General features: G+C 70.3%; 22 protein-coding genes and 7 tRNA genes. 14 read left to right on the top strand and 15 right to left on the bottom strand.

Annotated features, from left to right (window positions below):
* Positions 1-12: 12 nt before the first annotated feature.
* The gene (locus tag QSK32_RS00635; RefSeq protein WP_045742231.1) at positions 13-618 is read right to left on the bottom strand and encodes a response regulator transcription factor; all 606 of its coding nucleotides are present in this window, start codon (positions 616-618) and stop codon (positions 13-15) included.
* A gap of 688 nt (positions 619-1,306) precedes the next feature.
* Between QSK32_RS00635 and QSK32_RS00630 the strand changes: the two genes are divergently transcribed.
* The 3 genes from QSK32_RS00630 to QSK32_RS00620 all read left to right on the top strand — a co-directional run bounded on the left by QSK32_RS00630 (position 1,307) and on the right by QSK32_RS00620 (position 5,101).
* A complete protein-coding gene (locus QSK32_RS00630) occupies positions 1,307-2,623 on the top strand; it encodes a hypothetical protein (protein WP_285470926.1) in 1,317 nt (438 codons plus the stop codon).
* Between the two features lie 145 nt (positions 2,624-2,768).
* A complete protein-coding gene (locus tag QSK32_RS00625) occupies positions 2,769-3,932 on the top strand; it encodes an AAA family ATPase (RefSeq protein ID WP_285470925.1) in 1,164 nt (387 codons plus the stop codon).
* Positions 3,929-5,101, top strand: coding sequence for a vWA domain-containing protein (locus QSK32_RS00620; RefSeq protein WP_285470924.1), 1,173 nt, complete (start codon positions 3,929-3,931; stop codon positions 5,099-5,101). Before QSK32_RS00625 ends, QSK32_RS00620 begins: the two co-directional genes overlap by 4 nt.
* A gap of 1,434 nt (positions 5,102-6,535) precedes the next feature.
* Here QSK32_RS00620 and QSK32_RS00615 read toward each other — a convergent pair.
* On the bottom strand, positions 6,536-8,113 hold the full coding sequence (locus QSK32_RS00615) for a DHA2 family efflux MFS transporter permease subunit (RefSeq protein WP_045742140.1): 1,578 nt from the start codon (positions 8,111-8,113) through the stop codon (positions 6,536-6,538).
* A gap of 188 nt (positions 8,114-8,301) precedes the next feature.
* Entirely contained in the window at positions 8,302-8,934 is a 633-nt protein-coding gene (locus QSK32_RS00610; protein WP_285470923.1) for a CPBP family intramembrane glutamic endopeptidase, read from the bottom strand.
* A 261-nt stretch (positions 8,935-9,195) separates the two neighbouring features.
* On the opposite strand from QSK32_RS00610, the gene QSK32_RS00605 reads away from it, so the two are divergent.
* Positions 9,196-11,061: an elongation factor G gene (locus QSK32_RS00605; protein ID WP_285470922.1), complete on the top strand. Its 1,866-nt coding sequence runs from the start codon at positions 9,196-9,198 to the stop codon at positions 11,059-11,061.
* Between the two features lie 37 nt (positions 11,062-11,098).
* On the opposite strand, the gene QSK32_RS00600 is transcribed toward QSK32_RS00605, so the two are convergent.
* The 6 genes from QSK32_RS00600 to QSK32_RS00575 form a co-directional block, all read right to left on the bottom strand.
* Positions 11,099-11,434 carry a type II toxin-antitoxin system PemK/MazF family toxin gene (locus QSK32_RS00600; RefSeq protein WP_045742234.1) on the bottom strand — a complete coding sequence of 112 codons (336 nt, stop codon included), beginning with the start codon at positions 11,432-11,434 and terminating at the stop codon, positions 11,099-11,101.
* Positions 11,431-11,646 (bottom strand): hypothetical protein, encoded by a 216-nt coding sequence (locus QSK32_RS00595; RefSeq protein ID WP_083448977.1) that lies wholly within the window; start codon positions 11,644-11,646, stop codon positions 11,431-11,433. The genes QSK32_RS00600 and QSK32_RS00595 overlap by 4 nt, the downstream gene beginning before the upstream one ends.
* A 197-nt stretch (positions 11,647-11,843) precedes the next feature.
* Positions 11,844-13,400 carry a nucleotidyl transferase AbiEii/AbiGii toxin family protein gene (locus tag QSK32_RS00590; protein WP_285470921.1) on the bottom strand — a complete coding sequence of 519 codons (1,557 nt, stop codon included), beginning with the start codon at positions 13,398-13,400 and terminating at the stop codon, positions 11,844-11,846.
* Entirely contained in the window at positions 13,397-14,872 is a 1,476-nt protein-coding gene (locus tag QSK32_RS00585; protein WP_285470920.1) for a nucleotidyl transferase AbiEii/AbiGii toxin family protein, read from the bottom strand. The genes QSK32_RS00590 and QSK32_RS00585 overlap by 4 nt, the downstream gene beginning before the upstream one ends.
* Positions 14,873-14,921: 49 nt before the next feature.
* A complete protein-coding gene (locus tag QSK32_RS00580; protein WP_285470919.1) occupies positions 14,922-15,956 on the bottom strand; it encodes a hypothetical protein in 1,035 nt (344 codons plus the stop codon).
* 81 nt (positions 15,957-16,037) lie between these two features.
* Positions 16,038-16,799 carry a class I SAM-dependent methyltransferase gene (locus QSK32_RS00575; RefSeq protein WP_045742146.1) on the bottom strand — a complete coding sequence of 254 codons (762 nt, stop codon included), beginning with the start codon at positions 16,797-16,799 and terminating at the stop codon, positions 16,038-16,040.
* 40 nt (positions 16,800-16,839) lie between these two features.
* Between QSK32_RS00575 and QSK32_RS00570 the strand changes: the two genes are divergently transcribed.
* The 8 genes from QSK32_RS00570 to QSK32_RS00535 all read left to right on the top strand — a co-directional run bounded on the left by QSK32_RS00570 (position 16,840) and on the right by QSK32_RS00535 (position 18,494).
* Positions 16,840-17,400, top strand: coding sequence for an NUDIX domain-containing protein (locus tag QSK32_RS00570; protein ID WP_045742147.1), 561 nt, complete (start codon positions 16,840-16,842; stop codon positions 17,398-17,400).
* 296 nt (positions 17,401-17,696) lie between these two features.
* A tRNA-Arg gene (locus QSK32_RS00565) sits at positions 17,697-17,769 on the top strand.
* A 57-nt stretch (positions 17,770-17,826) separates the two neighbouring features.
* Positions 17,827-17,900 (top strand) — tRNA-Leu (locus tag QSK32_RS00560).
* 17 nt (positions 17,901-17,917) lie between these two features.
* A tRNA-Leu gene (locus tag QSK32_RS00555) sits at positions 17,918-17,992 on the top strand.
* A gap of 5 nt (positions 17,993-17,997) precedes the next feature.
* Positions 17,998-18,070: transfer RNA gene (locus QSK32_RS00550), tRNA-Ala, on the top strand.
* 40 nt (positions 18,071-18,110) lie between these two features.
* Positions 18,111-18,201 (top strand) — tRNA-Ser (locus tag QSK32_RS00545).
* An 8-nt stretch (positions 18,202-18,209) separates the two neighbouring features.
* A tRNA-Met gene (locus QSK32_RS00540) sits at positions 18,210-18,283 on the top strand.
* A gap of 137 nt (positions 18,284-18,420) precedes the next feature.
* Positions 18,421-18,494 (top strand) — tRNA-Pro (locus tag QSK32_RS00535).
* Positions 18,495-18,545: 51 nt separating this feature from the next.
* On the opposite strand, the gene QSK32_RS00530 is transcribed toward QSK32_RS00535, so the two are convergent.
* Entirely contained in the window at positions 18,546-19,316 is a 771-nt protein-coding gene (locus QSK32_RS00530; protein ID WP_285470918.1) for a hypothetical protein, read from the bottom strand.
* A gap of 144 nt (positions 19,317-19,460) precedes the next feature.
* On the opposite strand from QSK32_RS00530, the gene QSK32_RS00525 reads away from it, so the two are divergent.
* Positions 19,461-19,856 (top strand): Imm1 family immunity protein, encoded by a 396-nt coding sequence (locus tag QSK32_RS00525; RefSeq protein WP_285470917.1) that lies wholly within the window; start codon positions 19,461-19,463, stop codon positions 19,854-19,856.
* A gap of 61 nt (positions 19,857-19,917) precedes the next feature.
* Here the strand turns inward: QSK32_RS00525 and QSK32_RS45435 are convergent, their stop codons facing one another.
* The 3 genes from QSK32_RS45435 to QSK32_RS00515 all read right to left on the bottom strand — a co-directional run bounded on the left by QSK32_RS45435 (position 19,918) and on the right by QSK32_RS00515 (position 21,807).
* The gene (locus tag QSK32_RS45435) at positions 19,918-20,295 is read right to left on the bottom strand and encodes a DUF6262 family protein (RefSeq protein ID WP_353050955.1); all 378 of its coding nucleotides are present in this window, start codon (positions 20,293-20,295) and stop codon (positions 19,918-19,920) included.
* Positions 20,296-20,687: 392 nt separating this feature from the next.
* Positions 20,688-21,233 carry a hypothetical protein gene (locus QSK32_RS00520; RefSeq protein ID WP_285470916.1) on the bottom strand — a complete coding sequence of 182 codons (546 nt, stop codon included), beginning with the start codon at positions 21,231-21,233 and terminating at the stop codon, positions 20,688-20,690.
* 10 nt (positions 21,234-21,243) lie between these two features.
* Entirely contained in the window at positions 21,244-21,807 is a 564-nt protein-coding gene (locus tag QSK32_RS00515; RefSeq protein ID WP_045742149.1) for a TetR/AcrR family transcriptional regulator, read from the bottom strand.
* 52 nt (positions 21,808-21,859) lie between these two features.
* Between QSK32_RS00515 and QSK32_RS00510 the strand changes: the two genes are divergently transcribed.
* On the top strand, positions 21,860-22,666 hold the full coding sequence (locus QSK32_RS00510; protein ID WP_285470915.1) for a class I SAM-dependent methyltransferase: 807 nt from the start codon (positions 21,860-21,862) through the stop codon (positions 22,664-22,666).
* On the opposite strand, the gene QSK32_RS00505 is transcribed toward QSK32_RS00510, so the two are convergent.
* Both QSK32_RS00505 and QSK32_RS00500 read right to left on the bottom strand, forming a co-directional pair.
* A complete protein-coding gene (locus tag QSK32_RS00505) occupies positions 22,621-23,310 on the bottom strand; it encodes a response regulator (protein ID WP_045742151.1) in 690 nt (229 codons plus the stop codon). The two genes, QSK32_RS00510 and QSK32_RS00505, sit on opposite strands and share 46 nt — an antisense overlap.
* Positions 23,307-24,860, bottom strand: coding sequence for a sensor histidine kinase (locus QSK32_RS00500; protein WP_285470914.1), 1,554 nt, complete (start codon positions 24,858-24,860; stop codon positions 23,307-23,309). Before QSK32_RS00500 ends, QSK32_RS00505 begins: the two co-directional genes overlap by 4 nt.
* Positions 24,861-24,926 lie beyond the last annotated feature (66 nt).

Here is a 24,926-nt window from a genome sequence, read left to right as displayed (position 1 = left end):
GCTACCCGGCGGTCAGCGCAGCCAGCCCTCCTTCCGGGCGATGCGGATAGCGTCCAGACGGTTCCGCGCACCGGTCTTCGTGATGATCGCGGACAGGTAGTTGCGGACCGTTCCGCCGGACAGGTAGAGCCGTCCCGCGATCTCCTTCACGGACTCGCCCTCCGCCGCGAGTCCGAGAACCTCGAGCTCCCGCGTGCTCAGCCCACGGTCGGTGTTGAGCGACGCGGCCTGCAGCATCGGCGAGACCACCCGCTCGCCGCGGGCCAGCCGGCGCACCGCGTCCGCGAGCATGGCCGGGGAGGAATCCTTGAGCAGGAAGTTGAGACCGCCGTTCCACCGCCGGGGTGGGAGCATGCCCCGTTTCGACGGGTCGCAGAGCAGCAGCATCGAGCAGGACGGGATCGCACCGTGCAACTCGTCGGCGATCGGCAGCACCTGACTGACCATGTACTGCGTGTCGATGACGACGACCGCGGGCCACAACTGAGCGGCACGCGGCGCCAGATCACCACCGATCGGCAGCGTGTCGACATAGTGCATGTCCGGCTCGGTCTCGAGGAACGCACGCACCGGGACACCGAAGTATCCCTCGTCTCTCACCACGACGACCCGGATCATCACACCACCCTCGCTGATGGACGCCGGCGCCGGCCGGATCGTCGACCTGTCAGGAACGCTGGATGCACATATCTTTCTAGCGCCCCGTGTCCATTCCGGCGACGGCGGGGCGACGAGCCTTTTCTTGATCTCTCGATGATCCGGAAGAACGGGCGCTCCCCCAGTTCAGCACCAATTCGTGCCAATGGGCGTCACCATCGGGGCACGTACTCAACGTAACGGTAGGACACACTCTTCGCACATAGCCGTAGCCGATCGACTGATTCAGGTCTGCCGGATCTACGCCCTCGGCCCCCGAAATGACCGGGACATCACCGGGAAACGATCAAGAAACTCGTCACGAACGTGTCTTATGCTGACAAATCGGACCGGATAAGTGACGTTGATTCGCCATTCCATGGTCTCGGAGTGAGCATTTCCGCGCATTCATTCACGGGTCCACCGCCGTGCCGGTGACTGGAAAGGATTACATTTCTCCCCCGAAGGCGTCACCCGGCCGCTCCGAGCCCGGCCGCTCCGAGCCCGGCCGCTCCGAGCCCGGCCGCTCCGAGCCCGGCCGCTCCGAGCCCGGCCGCCCGGGCGTCGCCATACAGACCGGCTGACAACCGGGCGGCCGGCATGTACTGTCCTCGGCGATGAACACCACCTCTTCACGATCGGGGGTCGTCTTCGTGCAAGGTGAGTGCTGATGCACTCGCTGAGGACGAGGGACGACAACCGTCTGTCCAGCTGGCGGCGCACACGCGAGTTCGCCGTGCCGCCCACCATGATCGAGACCGCCACCGCCCGCCGCGCCGCGGGTGACTGGGCCGGGGCCTGTGCCGCCGCCCGCGTGGACGTCGATCTCCCCTACCGGTCGATGGCCGGGTCCCGTGGTCGCGAGACGGCCCAACGGATCCGCGACGACCTCCGACATCTCGCCCCCGACCTGCTGCGATGGCACCTGCCCCGGAACACCCGGGACGGCCTGCTCCGGCCCGGCACCACCATCACGCTGGCGCGCTACGCGACGTCACACCTGGTGGCGCGGACGGCCCCGGGATGGGCCGACGCGGGGCAGCGGATCAGCCTGGCACTGTGGGACCCCGGCGACGGGAGTCCCCGTCCCGAACCCCGGTTCCGGCTCGACCTGCACCGGCACCTCTGGGACGCGCGCCGGGCCGGTGACCTCGCGAACCGATGCGGGGCCGGCACCTGGACACCCGCGGACACCACAGCCGGGGCTCGGTCGCTGCCCGGAAACGCCGCCGCGCACCGGTGGCCGGACGAGGCAGCGCTGCTCCTGGATGCCGACCCCGCAGACGCCGTCCTGATCCGGCTCGGCGGGCGACGGCGACTCCTCCTGGACCGGTCCACCGGCGACTGGCGGCTCCGATGGGTGGACCGGCGAAGTCCGGAGCCGGTTCCGGTGCTGCCCTGGGCCGCCACCTGGATGCCACCCGACGTGGAACTGCTGGCCGCCGGACTGATCGACGCCGGTGACCTGCACCCGCTGGTGGCGCAGGCGCTGACACCTGGGCGCCGGGCCCCGCGACAACGCCGGGCGCCTCTGCGGACAGTGGACTGCCGGGGTACGCAGCATCGGCTCGGCATGGTGGACGGGGTGCTGACACCGCTCGACCACACCGACGCTGAGCTGCAACGCGAAGAGTTGCTGGCGGCCTTCGGCGGACCGCCGCTCGCCTGCCTGCGCGCCATCGACGAGGCCACCCGGGACGAGGAGTTCCTCGACCACATCCGCGGACGGCTCGACCACGGTGACCATGCCGGGGCGATGGCGGTCCTCGACGACCTGGTCGGGCCGGCCGCCCGGGCAGCCGGCGACGAGTTGCTGGCGGAGCTGACGACGGCCGCCGACCGGCTGATCGCGCACGGACTGTTCCGCAGCGGCATGGCCGGGATCGTGCCGCTGCCGCCACTGCGCGACCCCCGGCACACCCGTCGGCGGCAGCGGCTCTACCACGAGCGCAACAACCACCACCTGGGCTACGGCTACTACTCCTGACCGGCCGGTCGACATCGGGCGGGACCACCCGCCACCGCCGGAACCCGCGTAACGGCCCTGCGCCGCGCCCTGTCGCGCGGCTGCCACGCAACGAACCCCGACCTTTCCGCACTGCCCGGACGCGTACACGAAAAGGGTGTTGAATTTGACTTTGGATCTTGCATCGACGCTGTTGGCCCTCCTCGACGACACGGTGACCGAAGCCCGGCCCGACAAGCAGCTCGAAGCGCTCGCCCTGGCGGTCAGCGCCGACCTTCCGGTGTTGCTCTGGGGTGAACCGGGCATCGGCAAGACCGCTACGCTGCGGCATCTCGCCGCGTCGCTCGGCCTGCCGCTGACGACGGTGATCGCCAGCGTGCACGAACCGTCGGACTTCGCCGGGCTGCCGGTGGTGGGCGACGACCCGCAGACGCAGGGCGTGCCGATGGCGCCGCCGGACTGGGCGGTGCACCTGAGCCGCGCCGGACACGGCCTGCTCTTCCTCGACGAGATCTCCACCGCGCCGCCGGCCGTACAGGCCGCACTACTGCGTGTGGTGCTGGAACGCCGGGTGGGTGCCCTGCAACTGCCGCCCGGAGTACGGATCGTGGCCGCCGCGAACCCGCGCGGATCCGCCGCCGACGGCTGGGAACTGAGCGCGCCGCTGGCCAACCGGTTCGTGCACCTGCAATGGGGATACGAACACGACGTAGTGGTCCGCGGACTCGGCGGCGTGTGGCCCCGGGCGTCCCTGCCCCGCCTCGCCGCGAACCGCATGCCGGACGCGGTGGCCCAGGCCCGGCGACTGGTCTGCGGTTTCCTCGACGCCCGGCCCACCCTGGTGCACCGGATGCCCAAGGACGAGGCGAACCGCGGCGGTCCCTGGCCGTCGCCGCGCAGCTGGGACATGACGGTACGTTTGGTCGCCTTCGCCACCGCCGCGAACGCCTCCCGGGACGCGCTGTCCATGCTGGTCCGCGGCGCCGTCGGTGACGGACCCGGACTGGAACTACTGGCCGCCCTGGACCGGATGGACCTGCCCGACCCGGAGAGCCTGCTCGCCGACCCGGAGAACGCCGTGCTGCCGGAACGCGGCGACCTGCGGCAGGCCGCACTCGACGGGGTGGTCGCGGCGGTCCGCGCCGACCCGGCCCGCGACCGCTGGGAGGCGGCCTGGCGTCTGCTGGTCCGCGCCCTGGAGACCGGTGCGCCCGACCTGCTGGTGGTGCCCGCGACCACCCTGTCCACACTGCGCCGCGACGACTGGGAGGTTCCCGCCGCGATCGAACGGCTCTCCCCGGCCCTGGCCCTCTCCCGGCGGGCCCGATGACGACACTCGACCGCGACAAACTCTTCGCCGCCCGCCTGTACGCCGTACGCCGCCGCCCCTACCTGGCCACGGCGCTGTTCGCCATGCATCCGGTGGAATCCCGTGCGGTGTCGACGATGGCCGTCGACCGGCACTGGCGGTGCTACGTTTCAGCGCGGTTCGTGGCCCGCACCCCACTGGCGGAACTGGCCTCCGTCTGGGTCCACGAAGTCTCCCACCTGCTGCGCGACCACCACGGCCGCGGCGACCGCCTCCCGGAACGCCACCAGCGCCTCAAGGTCAACGTCGCCGCCGACTTCGAGATCAACGACGATGTGTACGGCGACGGCCTGCCCCGCCCCACCGGCGTTGTCATGCCCGGCGATCTCCGGCTGCCGCAGGACCTCCTGATGGAGGACTACCTCTTCCACATTCCGGGCCTCTACCTGCGCAACCTGATCTGGCTGGACTGCGGCAGCGGCGCCGACGGCCTGGACCGGCCATGGGATCTCGGACCGGACGGCGCGCACGGGCTCAGCGAACAGGAACGCGACGGAGTCCGCTTCCGCGTCGCCGAAGGCATCACCGGCAGCCCGGGCGACATCCCGCAGGGCTGGCGGCGCTGGGCGGAACAGGCCTTCCACCCGCCGCAGCCATGGCGCGACCTGCTCGGCGCCGCGGTCCGGTCAGCGGTCTCGGCATCCGGTGCGGGCGACGACTACGTGTACAGCCGGCCGGCCCGGCGCTCGGCCGCCCTGCCCGGCGTGATCCTGCCCAGCCTGCGCCGGCGCCCGCCCCGCGTCACCGTCGTGATCGACACGTCGGGTTCGGTCAGCGACACCGAACTGGGCAGCGCCCTCCTCGAAGTGGCGGCGATCGGCAAAGCCCTGGGCGGCCGCCGCGACCTGGTCAGCGTGATCTCCTGCGACGCGGCGGCACGGGTCGCCGAACCCCTCTGTCAGGATCAGGGGATCACACTGATCGGGGGCGGCGGCACCGACCTGCGGGACGGGTTCACCCGCGCCATGTCGGCGACGCCCCGGCCGGACGTGGTGGTGGCGTTGACCGACGGACAGACACCCTGGCCGTCCCGCAAACCGAACTGCCGCACGGTCGTGGGACTGTTCCGCCGCAAACACGACTACGACACGCCGCCGCCGGCCTGGGCACGCGTGGTGGGCATCGGCTGACAGGCGACGATCAGGGCCGGAACAGCGCCGTCGACCGCGAGCCGGGCCACCTCGTCGCCGGCCACCTCGTCGCCGGCCAGGCTGGGGCCGGCCAGGCTGGGGCCAGCCAGGCTGGGGCCAGCCAGGCTGGGGCCAGCCAGGCTGGGGCCAGCCAGGCTGGGGCCAGCCAGGCTGGGGCCAGCCAGGCTGGGGCCGGCACGCCGCACCGCCAGGGCCTGCTCGAGAGCGGACAAGGGGTCACCGCCCAAGGAGAGCCGGCCAAGGCGGTGAGCGCACCCGGTGTCGTGATCGGGTGCGCTCACCGCCTTCAAAGGGGGTGCACCCGTCCCCAAACCCATGATCGGGTGCACCCACCACCCTAAACAGCACGACAGCTCTCGAAACAGATACGCGAAGCTCGAACAGCAACAGCAACAGCAACAGCAACAGCAACAGCAAGCGACCCGAGTAGCACTGGCGTTTCCCATCAAAAGCGCCCGAACCCGCGCTCACACGGCCAGGCCACCGCACCCGAATACAACACCGGGCACCGCCACCACCCTCCAATGGCAGGCCACAGCACCCGATCACGACATCGGGCGCAGCCACCGCCTCCGAGGGGGGCCACCGCACCCGAACACGACACCGGGCGCAGCCACCGCCCTCAAAGGCCAGGCCACCGCACCCGAACACAACAGCGGGCGCAGCCACCACCTTCGAAGGGGGCCACCGCACCCGATCACGACACTGGGCACGGCCACCGCCCTGACAGCTGCGGCGTCGGGTGCGCCTACCGCCCGAGACGGCGACATCAGGAACGCCCGGACGAGCACCACCCGCCACACCACCAACAACCAAGCAAAGGCCGAGCAGCCGCCGCACGCGCACCCGATCACGACACCGGGTGCGGCCACCGCCGTCGAAGGGCAGCCACCGCACCCGATCACGACACCGGGCGCAGCCACCGCCCTCAAAGGCCAGGCCACCGCACCCGATCACCGCATCGGGCACGGTCACCACCCTCAAAGGGGGCCACAGCACCCGAACACGACACCCGGTGCGGCCACCGCCCTCAAAGGCCAGGCCACCGCACCCGAACACAACACCGGGCGCGGCCACCGACCCCCAAAAGGGGTCACCGCACCCAAAGCAGCTTCGGGTGCTCCCACCGGCCTGACGACTGCGACTTCGGGTTCGCCTGACGACTTCTCGGAACAGCGACGTCGGGTGCGCCTACCGACCTCTCGGAACAACGACTTCGGGTTCGCCTACCGACCCCTCGGGACAACGACGTCGGGTGCGCCTACCGGCCCGAAGATTGCGACTTCGGGTGCGGTAGCCGTCCGACACAGCAGCTTCGGGCGCGGCCATCCCGGAGCGACGACTTCGGGTGCGGCCACCGCCCCGGGAGCCGGCTCTCTGGTCGGAGCCGAGAACCGGCGGCGCGACGGTGGGTCAGTGGAGCGGGATCGCGGCCGGGCGGTCGGCTGCCTCTCCGTCGAGCAGGTGGGACACCTCGCGCTTGCGGGGCAGGAAGAACGCCGGGATCAAGGTCAGCAGCACCAGGGCGAAGGCGATCATGAAGGTTGCGCCGAAGGAGTCGGCTACGAACTGCAGGCCCCGTTCGAGGATGCTCGGGTCCGGGATCTGCTGGGCTACCGCCGGATCCCGTACCGAAGCGATCGCCAGGCCCGCCTCGGTGAGGGGCGCCCCGTCCGGGCCGGGGATGCCCGGCACCACCGCGGAGTCGTTGAGGTGTTCGGTGAGGATCACCGACATGATGGCGGAGCCGATCGAGCCGGCGATCTGCTGCAGGATATTCAGGATGGTCGAGCCGCGGGCCACCTCGTGGTTGGTGAGGGTGCGCAGCGCCGACGTCATGATCGGCATCATGGTGCCGCCCATGCCGAGGCCCATCACGAACAGGGAGCCGCAGAGCAGCCAGTATGAGGTGTCCGTGCCGACCTGGGTGAAGGTGAAGAAGCCTGCCGCGATGAAGAGCAGCGCGAACGGCACCGTACGCCCGACCGGGATCTTGTCGGCGAGCATGCCCGCGATCGGCATGGTGACCATGGCGCCGAGGCCCTGGGGAGCCATCAGCAGGCCGGCGTCGAGGGTCGACTCGCCGCGTACCTGCAGGAAGTAGCTGGGGAAGAGCAGACCGGCGCCCATGAACGCGACGGTGAACACGGCCAGGCTGATCGATGCCACGCTCAGGTTGCGGTTGCGGAGTAGTCGCAGGTCGAGCAGCGGGTGTTTCGGCTTGAACGAGTAGAACACGAAGCCGATCACCAGCAGGCCGCCGACCAGCATCGGCAGCCACACCTTGTTGTCGGACATGGTGCCGGTCTCCGGCAGGGAGGACACCCCGTACAGGAAGAGGGCCAGACCGGGCGAGAGCATCAGCATGCCGACGAAGTCGAACGACTCGGACGGTTCCGGGTTGTCCTTCGGCAGGACGATCTGGGCGTACACCAGGGCGATGAGGCCGACCGGCAGGTTGATCAGGAAGATCCAGTGCCAGCTGCGTACGTCGATCAGCCAGCCGCCGAGGATCGGGCCGCCGATCGGGCCGAGCAGCATCGGGATGCCGAGGACGGCCATCAGGCGGCCGATCCGGTCGGGTCCGGCGGCCCGGGTCATGATCGTCATGCCGAGGGGCATGAGCATGCCGCCGCCGAGGCCCTGCAGGACGCGGTATCCGATCAGCATGCTGATGCTGTCCGCGGTGGCGCAGAGCACCGAGCCGATGGTGAACAGGACGAGCGCGGTCATGTAGAGCCGTTTCGTCCCGAACCGGTCGGCGGCCCATCCGGTCAGTGGGATGACTGTGGCCAGGGCCAGGGTGTAGCCGGTCATCGTCCAGGCGACCTCGGCGTACGAGGCGTCGAAGACCTCCTGGAATTTCGGGAGTGCGACGCTGACGACGGTCACGTCGAGAATTGACATGATCGCACCGAGGACGACGACCCCGGCGATCTTCAGGACGGCGGCATCGAGCTTGGCCGGCGCCGCCACGGGTTGACTGCTCACTGCGTATCTCCTGAAGCTGACGAGGCTGGTGGCGTAGGAACGCCGAACGGCCGCGTATGCGACACACGCGGCACAGAGGTCAGAAAGGGAGCATCCGGGCGGCGCGCCACTCCCCCCTCGTGGCTTCGGCGAGACACCGGACGCCTCGTCGTGAGCCTAGCCAGGCCGACCGGGCCGCACCGCCCCTTTCACCGACCGTTGCGGCGTTCACCGGATGCGTCCCGGCCGGGGCGCGTGATCGCCGCGGTGGCGAGAATGCCCAGGCCGTTGGCGGTCCAGTGCAGGAGCACGGGGGCCAGAAGCCCACCGGAGAGGTGCCGCAGCAGGGCCAGGAGCACCCCGGCGACGGTGGTGAACGCCACTGGTCCGAGGGACCTTCGGAACCCCGCTTCGGGTGAAAAGTGCCAGATGCCGAAGAGGAGCGCGGTGATCGCGGTGGCCCACCCGGGGCCGTGGGCGTCGGCGAGCACGGTCCACAGCACGCCCCGGAACGCCACCTCCTCGAAGATCACGGTGGACAGTGGCACCCCGACCAGCGCGGCCAGTACCGGTCGCGGGTACCGCCGGCCGGTGGCCAGGGCGCGACGGCCGGCCGGGATCAGCCACGCCAGCCCGTAGCCGGCGGCGACGGACGCGACCGCGCTCACCGCGTACGCCCCACCGGTGAGGGTGAGCCCCACCTCAGCCGGCGGCGAACCGCTGAGCAGGAGAAGGAGGAGGGCGGTGAGCGGGCCGGCGATCGGCTGCGCGCGGCGCGGGCCGGTGAGGACCCAGACGCGGTAGGCCACCATGATCAGCAAGACCGGAATGACGACCGCCATCGATCGACGATATTCGGTCGACACCGTGCGCGCCCGGCTTCTAGAGTCGGCGCACATCACCGCGACCGGGAGGAGACACGTCATGCGTTACCGCACGACCGTCGTCATCCCCGTGTCGCGTTTCGAGCTGATCCTCGTGTCCCCGTCGCCCAGCCCCGGCTGCGCCACCGGGGCTGGCCGTGCCTGACCGCATCTGATCCTCGCGATCGAGCGGTTCGGCGGGCGCCGCCCACTTTTCGGATCACCTCGAAAGCAACGATCATGCAGGCAACCACGCGCAATCTCGGCATCCTGGCCCACGTCGACGCGGGCAAGACCACTCTGACCGAGCGCATCCTGTTCACCACCGGCGCCGTCCACAAGACCGGGCGGGTCGACGCCGGCACCACCGTGACCGACTTCGACCAGCAGGAGCGGGATCGTGGCATCACCATCTTCGCGGCGGCGGTCAGCACCGACTGGCGCGATCACCGACTGAATCTGATCGACACGCCCGGTCACGTCGACTTCTCCGACGAGGTCGAACGTTCGCTGCGCGTCCTGGACGGGGCGGTGGCGGTCTTCGATGCGGTGGCCGGGGTGGAGCCGCAGTCGGAAACGGTCTGGCGCAAGGCGGACCGCTACGGCGTGCCGCGCATCGCGTTCGTCAACAAGATGGACCGGCCGGGCGCCGACCTGGACGCGGCGGTGGCCTCGATCCGGGAGCGTCTCGAGGTGGTTCCGCTGGTCGTGCAGGTGCCGGTGGGCCGTGAGGGCGACTTCAGCGGCGTGATCGACCTGGTGCACCGGCCTCCGGCGTCGGTGGCGGACGCCCGGCGCGCACTGGAGGAGTCGGTGGCCGAGCGCCACTTGGCTGCTTTAGCCGAGATTTCGGATATGTCAGATGAAACCTTGGAAAAGGCGCTTCGGGACCTCACGCTCTCCGGCGAGGCCGTCATCGTCCTGTGCGGCTCGGCCTTCCGCGACCGAGGTGTGACGGAACTGCTCGACGCCGTCGTCGACTACCTCCCCGCGCCGGACGGCGACCCGGCGGGCGATCTCGCCGCGCTGGTGTTCAAACGGCGGGACCGCCTCGCCTACCTGCGGATATACCAGGGAACGATCGTGAAGGGGGACACCGTGTGGGACGCGGGCGCCGGGCGTACCGAACGGATCGCCCGCATCCTGCGGGTGCAGGCCGACCGGCACACCGACGTCGACCGGGCCGTCGCCGGGGACATCGTCGCGGTCGCCGGGGTGAAGCACGCCGTGATCGGCGCGACCCTCTCCAGCCGGGCTCATCCGGTGCAGCTGGAGGCGCCGCGTACCGCCGAACCGCTGGTCTCGGTCGCGGTCGAGGCGAAGACCCGGGCCCAGGCGCAACGCCTGCCGGGTGCGCTGGCCGCGCTCGCCGCGGAAGATCCGTCCCTGGGGGTACGCACGGACGCCGAAACCGGTCAGACCCTGCTGTCCGGACTGGGCGAGCTGCATCTGGAGGTAGCCGTGGAGAAACTACGGCAGGCGACCGGCCTGGAGGTGACCACCGGCCGTCCGCAGGTGGCGCACCGCGAAGCCGTCGTCGGCGGCGTGACCGGTTTCGTCTACCGGCACGTCAAACAGGACGGAGGTTCGGGCCAGTTCGCGCACGTGGTCCTGGACGTCGAGCCGATCGACGGCACAGGCTTCGAGTTCGCCTCCACGGTGACCGGCGGACGCGTGCCGGCCGAGTTCGTCCGCGCGGTCGAACAGGGCTGCCGGGACACGCTGGCGGCCGGACCGCTCGGCGGCCACCCGGTGGTCGGCCTGCGGGTCACGCTCACCGACGGCCAGACGCACGTCAAGGACTCGTCCGAGATGGCGTTCCGCGCGGCGGGCCGGTTCGGTCTGCGCGCCGCGCTGGGTGCGGCGACGTTGCAGTTGCTCGAGCCGGTCGCCGAGGTCACCGTGAACGCCCCGTCGGACGCGATCGGCGCGGTGCTCGGCGACATCGCCGCGCGGCGCGGCCGGATCGTGGACTCCGGGGTACGCACGGTGAGCGCGATCGTCCCGCTGTCGGCCCTGTTCGGTTACGCGACCCTGTTGCGGAGCCGCACGAGCGGGCGGGGCACGTTCACCAGCCGCCCGGCGGGTTACCGCCCCGCGGCGTGATCACCGGTCCCGGCGCCTTCCCCAGGCGCCGGGACCGTCACAGCCCGAGGATCTGCCGGACTCTCGACTCGACGCCACGCATCTCGGCGACCGCCAGCCGGCCGAGCTGCCGCCGCAATCGGGGCTTGTCGACGGTGTGCAGGTCCGCACAGTTCACATAAGACTCGTCGTACTTCTTGATCCCGGCTTCTGGACCGATCCGCATGTGCGTGGCCGCCGGGCCGGACGTTCCGGTGATCAGCGCGACGGTGACTGCCGACAACGGTTCGGCGATCCGGTTGACGGTCAGCACCACGACGGGATGCGGTCCGGCAATCGGCACGGCACACACCCAGACCTCGCCCCGAAGCGGTTCGAGGTGAGCTGACGTCACCACTCCTCGGCGTCCGCGGCAGCCAACTCGTCCGGGGTCGCCGGCACCACGCCGTCAGGCAGGGGCGCTTTCCGGCCGCCGTAGAACTCGTTGATCTGCTGGGTCGCTGCGATCTCTTTCGCTTCCCGGATCAGCAGCCGGATCCCCTCGCGCAGCGCCTCCGAGGTGGTGGCGAGGTCGAGCGCACGCATCACCGTACGAAGGTCCGCCATTTCGTCAGGCTGCAGCCGAACCTGGGCGATGTGCGAAGCGGGGGTGTCCGCCTCCCGCCGGACCCGCCGTGAATGGCTCTCCTTCGGCGTGGACAGGCCGGTCTGGCTGGCGGCTTTCCTTCGCAGAGCCTCCTGAGCCTCATCCTGTCGTACAGATGTCATACAACGAGCGTCTCACGGTTGGGCTTCGACGGCAATCATCGTGAAGGGCGGTCGAGGGCCACGGCGAGGCGGCGGAGCCACTGGGCCGCGGTGCCGGTGACGCCCGGGTACTCGTCGGCGAAATTCTCCCAGTCGACGAAGTCCCACGTCAGCACGGTGGCCGGGGTGAAATCGTCGGCCTCGTCACCGAGTTCGGGGCGCATCAACTCACGGACCAGGTCGAGGTCGACGGTGGTGTGCTCGGCCAGCAGGACGGCGTCGTAAAGGTCCTTGCCCTGGGAGTACATGTCGGTGGCCAGCCAGAGCAGCTTCCAGGCCAGGGAGAGCTCCGCGGTCGCCGCCGGCACCGTCGACCCCAGCACCTCGAGCGGTGCGGGCGGGATCGGCAGCGGCTCGCCGAACACCAGGTCGATCTGCACGGTGCCGTCCGGGATGCCGTCGCCGCCGAACGGGATCACCAGGCGGCGGCCCTCGGCACGCTCGTACGCCCAGATCGCGGACCTGGTCATGTCCTGCGGCCGCAGGCCGGCGCCGGGGTTCGCCGTGATCAGTGCGGCGATCTCGCCGACCAGCGGGCCGTCGGCGGCCGTCTCCGGCGGGACGACCACGAAGTCCAGGTCACCGGGGCGGCGGGCGGCCTCACCCACCCAGGACGCCATCGTCACGCTGCCGCGCAGCACCAACTGCTCCACCCACGGCGAGCCGGCGATCACCGCGAGCACGTGGGCCATCGCCGCGGTGCGGGACAATTGCCAGGCATGGCCCACCGCCGGATCGGCGAAGACCGGCTCGCCCGCGATGTAGGCGTTCGGGAACTGCTTGACGGCCGGGTCGAAGGCGCCGCTCTGGACGACGCCACGGCCCCGGGCCAGCGGCTGGTAGGTCGGCGGGAAGGACCGGTCACCGGACAGGGTCTGCCGTGCCTGGCGTATCCGGGCAAGGTCTTCCAGGCCCCGCTTCTCGTGCGGGTAGACGAACGGACGGGCGACGAGCCAGCCCTCGTCCAGGTCGAGACGGCTGTCGACGACCACGTACTCCTGCTCGACCGAGACCGGCTCGTGTCCGGCGTACCGCAGGGTGGTCAGCAGGCTCTCCAGCCGCAGGGTCGCGGTGGCCCGCCCGACGCCGTGGCACCGCTGGTTGACGAAACGCTGATGGGTGCCGTCCGTCTCGGTGCGGCGGGCGTTGCGGGACAGCCGCGCGCCGTGCGTCTCGGCCAGGTCCGCGATCGGGAGGAGATCGCCGGCCGCCACCGACGGCAGGCGCAGTTTGACGTGGTGCTCGAAGTAGCGGCCGGGCTCGGCGTCCTGATCGGATACGGGCACCCCGTCCGCCCACGGGGTAGCTTCGATCTTGGTGCGGACCGGGTGCAGGCCGGCGGACCGCAGCCAGTCGCACCACTGCGCCGCGGTCGCCTCCTGCTCGTCCAGGGAACCGGAACCGTGCAGGGTGAGCATCGGCTGGAACCGGTGATCACCGCGGTCCAGTTCGATGCAGAGGAAGGTCACGCCGTACCGTTCGGCGAACAGTTCGAGGCCGTCGGCCTGTCCCGCCGCGACGGTGATGTGCGTTTCGAAGTCCCCGTGGATCATGGCGCGAATCTATCGGACGAGGACCGGGACAGGGCCCTCGCAAGACGACCGTGCCACTGGTCGGCCGTCCCGGGAATGCCCGGGTACTCGTCGATGAGGTTCTCCCAGTCGACGTACAGCCCGATCATCGGCTCCTCCACGGTGACCCGGGCGGCCCGGATCAGGTCACGGACCAGCTCCGGGTCCACAGTGGTGTACTCGGCCAGCAGCACGGCGTCGTACAGGTCCTTGCCCTGCGGGTAGCGGTCGGTGGCCAGCCACTGCAGCTTCCACGCCAGCGACAACTCGGCGGTGGCGGCCCAGAGCACCTCGCCGAGCACCTCGAGCGGCTCGGGACCGATCGGCAGGTCCTCGCCGAACACCAGGTCGATCTGCACGGTGCCGTCCGGGATGCCGTCCCCGCCGAACGGGATCACCAGGCGGCGGCCCTCGGCACGCTCGTACGTCCAGATCTCGGACCTGGCGATGTCCCGCGGCCGCATCCCCGCGCCGGGGTTCGCCGTGAGCAGCGCGGCGATCTCGCCGACCAGCGGACCGTCGGCCGGCTCCTGCTGCGGGACGACCACGAAGTCCAGGTCACCGGGGCGCCGGGCGGCCTCACCGACCCACGACGCCATCGTCACGCTGCCGCGCAGCACCAACTGCTCCACCCACGGGGAACCGGCGATCACCGCGAGCACGTGCGTCATCGCCGCGGTGCGGGCCTGCCGCCAGCGCAGACCGAGCGCCGGGTCGGCGAAGACCGGCTCGCCCGCGGTGAACGCACACGGGAACTGGATCAGCGCCGGATCGAACGCGCCGCGCTGCCGGACGGCCCGGCCCCTGCTCAACGGCTGATAGGTCGGCGGGAACTCCACCCCACCCGCCTCCGCGTCACGGCTGTCACGCGGCGCCCGGCGTGGCGGGCCAACAGAGAGCCAGCCGTGATCGAGGTCGAGGTGGCTGTCGTCCACCACCTGCCGCTGCTCGGCCGCGACCACCAGGTGACCGGCGTCGGTCAGCGCGGCGACCAGGGCGTCCCGCCGGCCGGATGCGACAGCACGGCTCACGTCGTGGCATCGCTGCGTCACGAGACGGCGGCCGTCCTCCTGGGCGAACCGGGCGCCGTACGTCTCGGCCAGGTTCGTGATCGCGCAGATGACGGCCGGGTCCGGCGCCGGAAGGCGTACCTCGATCAGATGCTCGAAATAGGAGATCCCGTGCTCGACGAAGGAACCAGGACCCGCCTCGATCCTGGTGCGGGCCGGCGGGATCGCGGCGGCACGCAGCCGGTCGCACCACTGCTCGGCGACCTGCTGCTGCTCCTCCAGGTCACCGGAATTACACAGGACGATCATCGGCTGGACCGGGAAGGCACCGCGGTCCCGCTCGACCAGACGGAACTCCACACCGTGGGCCGCGGCGAAACGTTCCAGCCCGCCGGCCTGCCGGGCCGCGACGGTGATCTGCGTGACGAAAGCCCCCCGGACCATCACGAGAGGCTATCCGGTGGCAGGCCCGCCGGACGGGCCTGCCATCCGATCAGGAACGAAGGGTGATGCGACGCCGACGGGTCAGCGCCAGAGCGCCCGCACCGGCCAGCAGCAGCGCGACGCCGCCACCGATCAGCGGGCCGGTCGCCGAACCGGTGACCGGCAGGCCCCCGCCCTGACCGCCCTCGTCGCCGTCACCGTTCCCGCCGTCGCCGCCGCTGCTCGAACTGGGCGACGGCGACGTGGTGGCCGGCGGCGTGTCGCCCTTCGCGGCGAACCGGAAGAACACGGCCGTCCCGCCGTCCGACAGGTCATCGACCGACTCGAACAAGATCGAACCGAACTCGCCCCAGGTGTCGTCGTTCTCCTCGGTGAGGAACCGGGCCTGGAAGCTCACCGACTTCCCCGGCTCCACGGCGAGCGGGACGGTGCAGGTCACGCGCTCATTCTTGTCCAGCGGCGCGCACCGGGAGCCCTTCACGGACAGCTCGAGACCGGTGTACCACTCCGCCATCCCGCCGATGCGGATCGACGCCTTCGTGACCGGCTTCACGCCGGTGTTCTGCGCGGTGACGTCGACGACCACGGGCCGGCCCGGCTGCGCGGCCGACGGAGTCGTCGCCGTGAGCTCCAGGTCGTTGGGGAATCCGACCTGAATGTCGAACTGGTCGGAGATGACGGCATCGAACGGGGCGTCCACCATCCAGACCCGTGCGTCGATGGGCATGCGCATCCGGTGTGCGCCGCTGTCCATCTGCAGACGGACGGTCCAGGTGAAGACACCGCGCGCGATGTCCTCGGCTTTGTCGACGGTGCAGTGACCCTGGTCGCCGCAGGGACCGGAATCGTCCGCGGTCCGCTCGCGCGGCAGGATGGAGACGCCCGACGGCAGATACAGCGCCGCTCTGATGTCGGCGGTGTCGGTCCGGTTCGGCGCGGTCTCGACCCGGATCTGGTAATCGCCGAACCCGTCCCATGCCACGTACTCGGTGCCGGTGACACCGACGGTGAAATCGTTCGCGGCGGCCTGCGCGGGAGCCGGGCTGAGGCCGAGGACGGCACCCGCACTCAAGGCCAACGCCATCAATGATCGTAGAAGTCGTGATGACATGGCCGGGAGTTTCGCAGACGTTGTCAAGCCCGTCCCACCACATTCACCTTCCGCTCACCGCCGACCCGGCTTCCGCGCCTCGATCAGGGTGCGGGTGGAGTGCGATTCGTAGCCGCCGTCGGCACGGATCCGGCGGTCCAGGCGTACCAGATGCTCGTGATGCCGGTCGATGTCGAAATCGGGCACCCACCACACACATTTACGCAGGATCCAGACCACCGCGCCGATGTCGTGGAACACCATCCGGCACCGCGCGGTCCTCAGGTCGACCACCTCCAGCCCGGCCGTCCGGGCCGCCGCGGCCTCGCGATCAGCGTCGCGGGCCAGGTTCTGCCGCGGCAGGGGGCCGAGGAATTCCTCGATCAGGGTGTACGCCGAAGCGGCGCCGACGTGCTGACCCAGATAGGTGCCGCCGTCCCGCAGCACGCGGACGATCTCCGGCCAGTCCGGGTCGATCGGATGCCGGCTCGTGACCAGGCCGAACGTCCCGTCCGCCAGGGGCAGCGGCCGCCCCTGACCGATCTGAACCACCGTGACGCCCCGCGGACCGAGCACCTGCCGGGCCCGGTCGGCATTCGGCGGCCAGCCCTCGGTGACCACCATGCGCCGCGGCAGCACCGGCATCTCCGCGATGATCTCGCCACCACCGGTGTCCAGGTCCAGCGCGACATCGGCGGCGGCCAGGCGTTCTGCGATCATTCTCGCGTACGCCCAAGGCGGTCGTTCCTCACTGGCCCGCCCGTCGAGCCAGCCGAATCCCCAGCCGGTCACGTCCGCGGCCGCCGCCTCGGCGACCAGTTCGTCGAAGGAACGCATCCCGGGACCCTACCGAGCGGGCGGATGCCATGATGCTCGGATGCATCCCTCCGTAGCAGCGGTCTACGACATGGTGACGGCGATGGATCCGGTCGACAATCTGGAGGCCGAACACCAGGCACACGTCCGCAGCTGGCTGGTCAGCACCGACGACGTGTTCCGCCGGGTCAAGCCGGCCGAACCGCCCGAGCACCTGGTGTCGTACGTGGTGCCGGTCGACCCCGCCACCGGCGACGTGCTCCTCGTCGACCACGTCAACGCGCGACTGTGGCTGCCGCCGGGCGGTCACGTGGAGGTCGGCGAACATCCGGCGGTCACCGCCGCCCGCGAGATCTCCGAAGAACTCGGCATCGACGACGCCACCGTCGGCGAGCCATTGTTCCTGACCGTCACCCGGACCGTCGGCGTCGACGCGGGGCACACCGACGTGAGTCTCTGGTTCGTCCTCGCGCTGAACTCCGCCCGCAGCCTGCGGCCCGACCAGGGCGAATTCGCCGCCGTCCGGTGGTGGACCCGCGCCGAGCTGGAGTCGGCCGACCGGTCCCGCTTCGACCCGCACCTCTTCCGCTTCCTCGGCAAGCTGCGCCGGCCCGGCTTTTAATCGATTGCCGGGCGGCACGGGGTCGCCTAGCTTTGGTGTCACGCCGGACGCGACAGCGCCGGACCGGATTTCGGAGAGCCAGATTTCGGAGAGGAGGAGTGACGATGGCCGCCAAGCTTGCGAGTCCCATGAGTTCCCGTCGCTCCGCCTCGATGCGACTGCGACTGCGACTTCTGGGACGGTGGCGCGGCTAGCCTTAACGCTAGACCTCACACGCGCCGCCCTCCGTCATACGGATCGGGCGGCTTTTTCGTGTGCCACCTCATGACAACTCCACAGCGGACAGGCAGAACAATGTCTCCGTAGCTCAGCGGATAGAGCACCGGATTACGGATCCGGGTGTCGGGAGTTCGAATCTCTCCGGGGACACGTTCCATCGCCGTCGTGCGGTCCCGCCCTCGTGGCGTTCGCCGTCACGGCGGTTCCGCCCTCGTGGCCCAATCGGCAGAGGCACCAGGTCGAGGTCCTGGACGGTGCGCGTTCGAGTCGCGCCGAGGGCACGCACGTTTTTGGATATGCCCGGGTAGCCCAACTGGCAGGAGGCACACCGTTCAGGTCGGTGGCAGTGCGCGTTCGAATCGCGCTCCGGGTACTGAAGGGCTCGTAGCTCATCTGGTAGAGCGCCCGCCTTGCAAGCGGGAGGTGGCCGGTTCAAGACCGGCCGGGTCCACGCAGTTTCAGCTCGTGTTTCGTTAAGGGAGCAGGAGCTAGGAGAGCTGGCCGAGTGGCCTAAGGCGGCGGATTGCTAATCCGCAGCAGGGGGCACGCCCCCTGCCGAGAGTTCGAATCTCTCGCTCTCCGCAACACCTGTCGCCGTAGCTCAGCAGGCAAGAGCGCCGCCCTCATAAGGCGGAGGCCGGTGGTTCGAACCCACTCGGCGACACTACGGGTCGTGGCGCAGCTTGGTCAGCGCGCTCGCTTTGGGAGCGAGATGTCGCGGGTTCAAATCTTATCTTGATGAAAGTGAAGAATATGCAGGTCAGATCGTTGCCGACATGTCGGCGACAGGACGACCAGTAACGGGATGTGGCGCAGCTTGGTAGCGCGTCCGCTTTGGGAGCGGAAGGCCCCCGGTTCGAATCCGGGCATCCCGACAAGACCGGCGGTCGACCCTTGCCGGCTCGGCCGGCCGGGGTGTCGGCGTGTCAGGCCGAGCAGTCGGTTCTCGGCACGACGGGATCGATGGGTTGAGCCGGGCTGTTCTCGGCCTCGAACCAGTCGGCCAGGTTGAAGGTGCAGCCGCAAGCACCGCATTCGACGTCGCCGAACAGGTAAGTGAGTCCGTCGGCCAGTGCCGTGTCGCCGCTGGCGGACGCAGTTTCGTGCATCCATCGACCTACTCCCGCGAGGTCGGCAGGGGCCGCCGGACGGAGCGGGACGCGGTGAACATCGCCGTCGTTGTAGTCGCGGATCGCTGAGTAGTGCCCGTAATCGCCGATGACGATCGCCAGGCGGGTGGAGCAGTGCGGGCAGCCGAGGTGGTAGTGCTCGTCGGTGAAGTCAAGGCTGATCGAGGCCCAGAAGGTGTAGCCGGCGAAGGCCAGAGCGTCCTGCAACCGCCTGACCAACGTGGGTCCGACGCAGGTGGCGACGCGAGCTCGGGCGAGACGGTGGAGGACTGCCAGGGCGTCAGGAATAGCCCGGACCAGACGGTCGTCCTCGTGATTTCGGTGCAGCGTCCGTGTGATCACCGCAGCGAGATCCAGCGCTCGGTCCCACTGCTCGGTGTCGCCGGCCTGCGCGAGCTGGCTGAGCGCGGGAAGCGCGGCGAACCCGACGGCGAAGAAGCATTCGTCCTCGACGACCAGCCGTCGGTCGAGTTCATCCCAGAGGGCAGCATCGGGCTGAAGCCGGAGCCGATCGACGACGACACCAGAGTCACCTCGAGCATCCCGTATTGAGTCCCAGTCGATCACCGCACGATCAAACACTACGGTCGATCGGCATCCCGGGGCGGTGCTTGAGCTCGGGCATCCCGACAAGCTTGACTGCGATCTTGGAAGGGTTCAGGGGGTCTCGTAGCCTTGCCTGACTATGGTCGCGACTCTGAGGAGCGGAACTTGCGCGCCAAGATCAGTTGGCGGGAGGGCGAAGACGGTCATCTTGTCTCTTGCGATGAAGAACTCCGGTATGCGCTCGCGGAGGCGGAGCAGGACGCGGGCCGTCAGCCATTGATAGCTGCAGTCACTCTTGACGACGGTGACTCGCTCTCGATCGGGCTGGGCCGTGAGGTCTCGGTGTTGAGTTTCGTAGGCGCATCCGGGATGCCGCCCTATTTCAGCAGCCAGGGACGTGCGCGGCGGCGAGACGACGAAGGCGTGGTTTTCCACTACTTCGGGCACTGGACGGGGTTCCCTCCGTCCGCTGCGCTGCCGGTAGAGGACGCTGTCGAAGCCGTTCGTTACTTCTGTGAGCACGGCGAGTTGTCCCCGCAGGTGGACTGGGTTGAGGTGTAGGTCCACCTATCGGATCGGTTCCGGGGGTCGCGAACGAGCACCATCGGGCCGGTTCCCTTGGTCAGCCCAGTCTGTTCAGTGACGTCGTGCGGCGAAGCGTCATGAGTTCACCGAGTAGCCGAGCATTGTCAGCGCGGAGCTGGGTGTTCTCGGCGCGCAGTTGGGCCAGCGCCTTCGTTGCGACAGCAAGGTTCACGGTCGCCGAACTCGCGGTCGAGCGTTCGGCAGCCGGGAGTGGCACGGTGCCTTGAACCGCGGTGCGCTCGGCCGTGATGGCCTGGCGTAGCTCCGGCTGGGTGTAGAGGAAGTCCTTCGAGACGTTCGCTTCGGCCGCGATGCTGGTGAAGTTGATGGGGCCGCCTCGGGCACGAATCGCGATGAGTGCCCGCTTCGCGCGCGCGGTGGCTTCATCGTGTTTGCGTTGGGCGGCGGCCCGCAGGCGTGCGACTCGCGCTTCCCGGCCCTGACTCAGGATGCCTCCTCAGCGCGGATGAATTCCTTCTCGGATTCGAGGCCGGCGGAACGTGTCAAGGATTTAAGGCCGGTGGGAGTTATGCGGCCTGAGGTTCTGGCCCGGCTTGGTTGATCCAGGCCTGCTCGGCAGGTCGAGGATCTTCGGTAATGGGCGAGTACCTCCAGCGCCTCCGCCCGCCTGACCCGCCGCGCCAGGTCCCGGGACCACTCGCGGGCGCAGAACCACTCCCCGCGGCCGGCCTGGGCCGCCACCTCCTCGGCATGTCCGAGTTCGAGGAGGCGGGTGACCAGGGCCGGCGGAATGCACTCGGTGTGCGTCCGCGTGCGGTGGTCGAGAGCGTCGGCGTTCACGGCGGGCTACCGGGTTTCGAGGATGCGGGGGAAGGTGCCGAACGGGCCCAGCTCGCCGAAAGCCAGACGGACTGTGGCCGGGCCGGAGACGGCCGGGGCGGCGAACGGGATCGGGCCGGTGGGGAAGCTGCGGAAGAAGTTCAGCGTGATGTGGGGGCGGAAACGGTCGCCGGCGGCGCCCATCGGCCGGGCTCCCGCCTCGCGGGCTGCGGCCAGGACGATCTCGTGGGCGTGGTTCAGGGCGGCCGAGCGGATGATGTTCACGCCGCAGGTCACGCCGCCGTCGGGGGAATACTCGTTGCCGACCGGGACCTCTTCGAGGACCAGCCCGGCCCGTTCGACGTCGAACGTGTCGCCGGCTCGCTGGGCTGCGGACCACCACTCGGCTGCCTGCGCGGGTTCGCAGGCGGCGTGCAGGAGGGTGAGGTGCGGCGGGGCGTCCGGGCCGAGGGCCATGAACGTGGGATGCGCCGCGGCCAGTGCGGCGGAGTAGGCGATCGACGCGTCCGCGACGGCCGGTTCCAGAAGCAGGATCACCCCGTATCTCGGCATGCCGAGAACACTAGACAATCGCGCTGACGGCGCGCTCCAGCGTCTCGCGGGTCGGTGGTGTGCCGGTGCGGTCGGCATACAGCAGATGGGTGGTTCCGATCACGATCGCGGCCACCGTCTGCACGTCGGTGCCGGCCGGCACGCGGCCCCGGTCCTGTTCGGCGGCCAGGTAGGCGGCGATCATCTCGGCGGCTTCGGTGATGACGGGGACGCCGGCCGGCCACTGGTGGCGCAGGCGGGAGCGGAGCTCGTCGCGGAAGGTGATCAGCGGGATGATCGCGACGGCGACCGAGGTGAACACGGCGGTGACGGCGTCGACCACGTTGCCGGCGACGGTGCCGGTGCCGACGGTGTCCATCAGGAACGTGTCGAGGCGGTGGGCGCGGTCCAGCACGTACTCGGCGAGGAAACCGTCGAAGTCGGTGAAGTGGCGGTGCAGGACGCCTTTGGCGCAGCCCGCCTCGGCGGTCAGGGACCGGCTGGTCAGGGCCGCCGGCCCGGAGCGGAGCAGGATGCGGTCGGCGGCGTCGAAGAGTTGTTCACGAACGTCCCGCAGGGCCACACCGGTAGGCACGCGACCAGCATACCGGTCCCCGAAATGGGCGCTCGCCCATTAGAGTGGGCACATGCCCACTCAACCTCATGAGGAACGCCGGGTCGCCGAGTCGTTCGGCGCCGACGCCGAGCGTTACGACCGGACCCGCCCCAGCTACCCGCCGGCGGTGATCGAGCGGATCGCCGCCGCCCTGCCCGGACCGGAGGTGCTGGACGTCGGCATCGGCACCGGCATCGCGGCCCGGCAGTTCCGGGACGCCGGGTGCACGGTGCTCGGTGTCGAGCCGGACGAGCGGATGGCGGCGGTCGCCGGGCGGCACGGCTTCGTGGTGGAGACGGCCACCTTCGAGACCTGGGACGATCGTGGGCGCACCTTCGACGCGGTGATCGCCGGGCAGACCTGGCACTGGGTGGATCCGGTGGCCGGGGCGGCCAAGTCGGCCCGGGTGCTGCGTCCGGGCGGCGCGCTGGCGCTGTTCTGGAACGTCGCCCATCCCACGCCGGAGCAGGCCGAGGCCTTTCTGGACGTCTACCGCCGGGCTGCGCCGGACCATCCGATCCCGGTGGCCGCGACGCCGCCGGGCAGCGAGCAGCTCTTCGCCGACCGGGTGGCGCCCGGCATCCGGCAGGCCGGCGGGTTCACTGAGCCGGAGGTGTGGACGGTCGGCTGGGAGCAGGAGTACACCCGGGACGAGTGGCTGGCGATGGTGCCCACCCAGGGCGGGCACAGCCTGCTCCCGCCGGACCAGCTGGCCGCGGTGCTGACCGGGATCGGCGAGATCATCGACGCCGGCGGCGGCCGGATCACCGTGCCGTACACGTGCGTGACGGTCTATGCAGGGCGGTACTCGACCTCCGGCCGCCCCGGACCGCCGTAACGGGGGCTACGGACGACCCGGCCGGAGTCGGCGAGGTGTTCCAGGTAGCGCCGGGCGGTCACCCGGGACGTGCCGGTCCGCCCGGCCACCTCGGCCGCCGACAGGCCCGCCGGGGCGCCGGCCCGCAGGGCACCGAGGATCAGGTCGAAGGTCTTCGGGTCCAGGCCCTTCGGCAGGGTGTCCGGCGGGGCCGCCCGCAGCGTCGCGATGACCCGGTCCACCTCGTGCTGGGCGGCCACCTCGCCGGCTTCGAGGAGCTGGCGACGGTACGACGCGTACCGGTCCAGTTTGTCGCGGAACGCCGCGAAGGTGAACGGCTTGAGCAGGTAGTGGGTGACGCCGAGGGCGACCGCCTGCCGGATCATCGCGATGTCCCGGTTGGAGGTGACGGCCAGGACGTCGGTGCCGCTGCCGGCCGCCCGCAGCGCGCGGGCGATCTCCAGGCCGTGCTTGTCGGGCAGGTTCAGGTCGAGCAGCACCAGGTCGACCTCGAGGCGGCGCAGGCGGTTCATCGCCTCGCGGGCGGTGTGTGCCACGCCGACCACGGTGAAACCGGGGATCTTCTCGGTGTACGCCTGGTGCGCCTCGGCGATCAGCGGATCGTCGTCGACCACGAGCACCCGGATCGGGCTGAGACCGGTCACGACGGCACCGGTATGTGCACGGTGATCAATGCCCCGCCGCCTTCGGCCGCGGTCACCTCGTAGCGGCCGCCGTACTTCTCGGTCACCTGCCGGACCAGGGACAGGCCGACGCCGCGGCCCTGTCCCTTGCTCGACCAGCCGCGGCGGAACGCGTCGGCGACGTGTTCCGGGGGAAGTCCTGGACCGTTGTCGGTCACCCGGACCAGCACCTCGCCGCCGGCGTGCCGGACCAGCACCCGGACCCGGCGGGGCAGGTCCACACCGGCCACCGCCTCCAGGGCGTTGTCGACCAGGTTGCCGACCACGGTCAGCAGGTCGCGACCGGACAGCGGTTCGCCGCTGAGCTGCGAGTCGTCGTCCACGGTGAGTTCCACGCCGCGTTCGCCGGCCTGTGCCGACTTGCCGAGCAGCAGCGCCGCCAGGGCGGGTTCGTCGAGGGCACCGACCACCTGGTCGGTGAGCTGCTGGGCCAGCTGCAGCTCGGCGGTGCCCAGGCGCAGCGCCTCGTCGACCCGGCCGAGCTCGACCATGGTCAGCACGGTGTGCAGGCGGTTGGCGGCCTCGTGCGCCTGCGCGCGCAGCGCCTCGGTCAGGCCGCGGACCGAATCCAGCTCACCGGTCAGCGCGCGGAGTTCGGTGTGGTCCCGCAGGGTCAGGACCGATCCGAGGGTACGCCCGTCGAAGCGCGCGTCGCGGCGGCTGGCCACGAGTACCCGGTCGCCGAGGAGCACCGGTTCGTCGACGGTCGGGCGTTGTTCGGTGATCAGGGCGCTGACCTCGGCCGGCAGCTCGACCGGGCCGTCCGCGGCCGCGCCGAGCAGCCGCCGCCCCTCGTCGTTGATCAGCTCGACCCGGCCGTCTCGGCCGACCACCACGAGTCCTTCGCGGACGGCGTGCAGGACGGCGTCGTAGTACTCGAACATCCGGGTCATCTCGGCCGGCCCGAGTCCGTGCGTCTGGCGGCGCAGGCGACGGCTGAGCAGCCAGGCGCCGGCCGCGGAGAGCAGCAGGGCCGCCCCGGTGGCGGCGGCGACGCCGGGGACCTGGGCGAGCAGGTTCCGGTTGATCGCCTCGGTGGTGATGCCGACCGAGACCAGCCCGATCACCGGCCCGCCGCCCGTTTCGCGGACCGGCACCACGGTACGCACCGAGTCGCCCAGACTCCCCCGGTACTCCTCGATGACCATGCCGCCGGCCAGTGCCTCGGCGACCGACCCGGCGAACGGCCGGCCGATCAGGGCCGCGGTCGGGTGGGTGTAGCGGGTGCGGTCGGTCGCCATCACCACCACGAAGTCGGTCTCGGTGGCCACCCGGGTCTCCTCCGCGTACGGCTGGAGCAGGGGTGTCGGGTCGGCGGTGTGCAGCGCCTCGATCACCGCGGGCGAGTGCGCGATCGTCTCGGCCACCGCGGTGACCTCCTCGATCGCGGCGTTGCGCGCGTCGCGGCGGGCGAGCAGGACCGCACCCGCCGTGCCACTCGCGACCAGCAGGGTCACCACCAGCACCTGGAGGGCGAACAGCTGCTGGGCGATGCTCCAGCGTCGTACCACATCGAGTCCTTGATCTTGATCTTGTTTCGTGCGGGTGAACAGAATGAACGTAATGGTGATCCGGCG

Source organism: Actinoplanes sp. NBRC 101535, from assembly GCF_030269225.1.
GTDB lineage: Bacteria > Actinomycetota > Actinomycetes > Mycobacteriales > Micromonosporaceae > Actinoplanes > Actinoplanes rectilineatus.
Note: the sequence above shows the minus strand (reverse complement) of the source record. Positions and strands in the feature narration are given on the sequence as shown.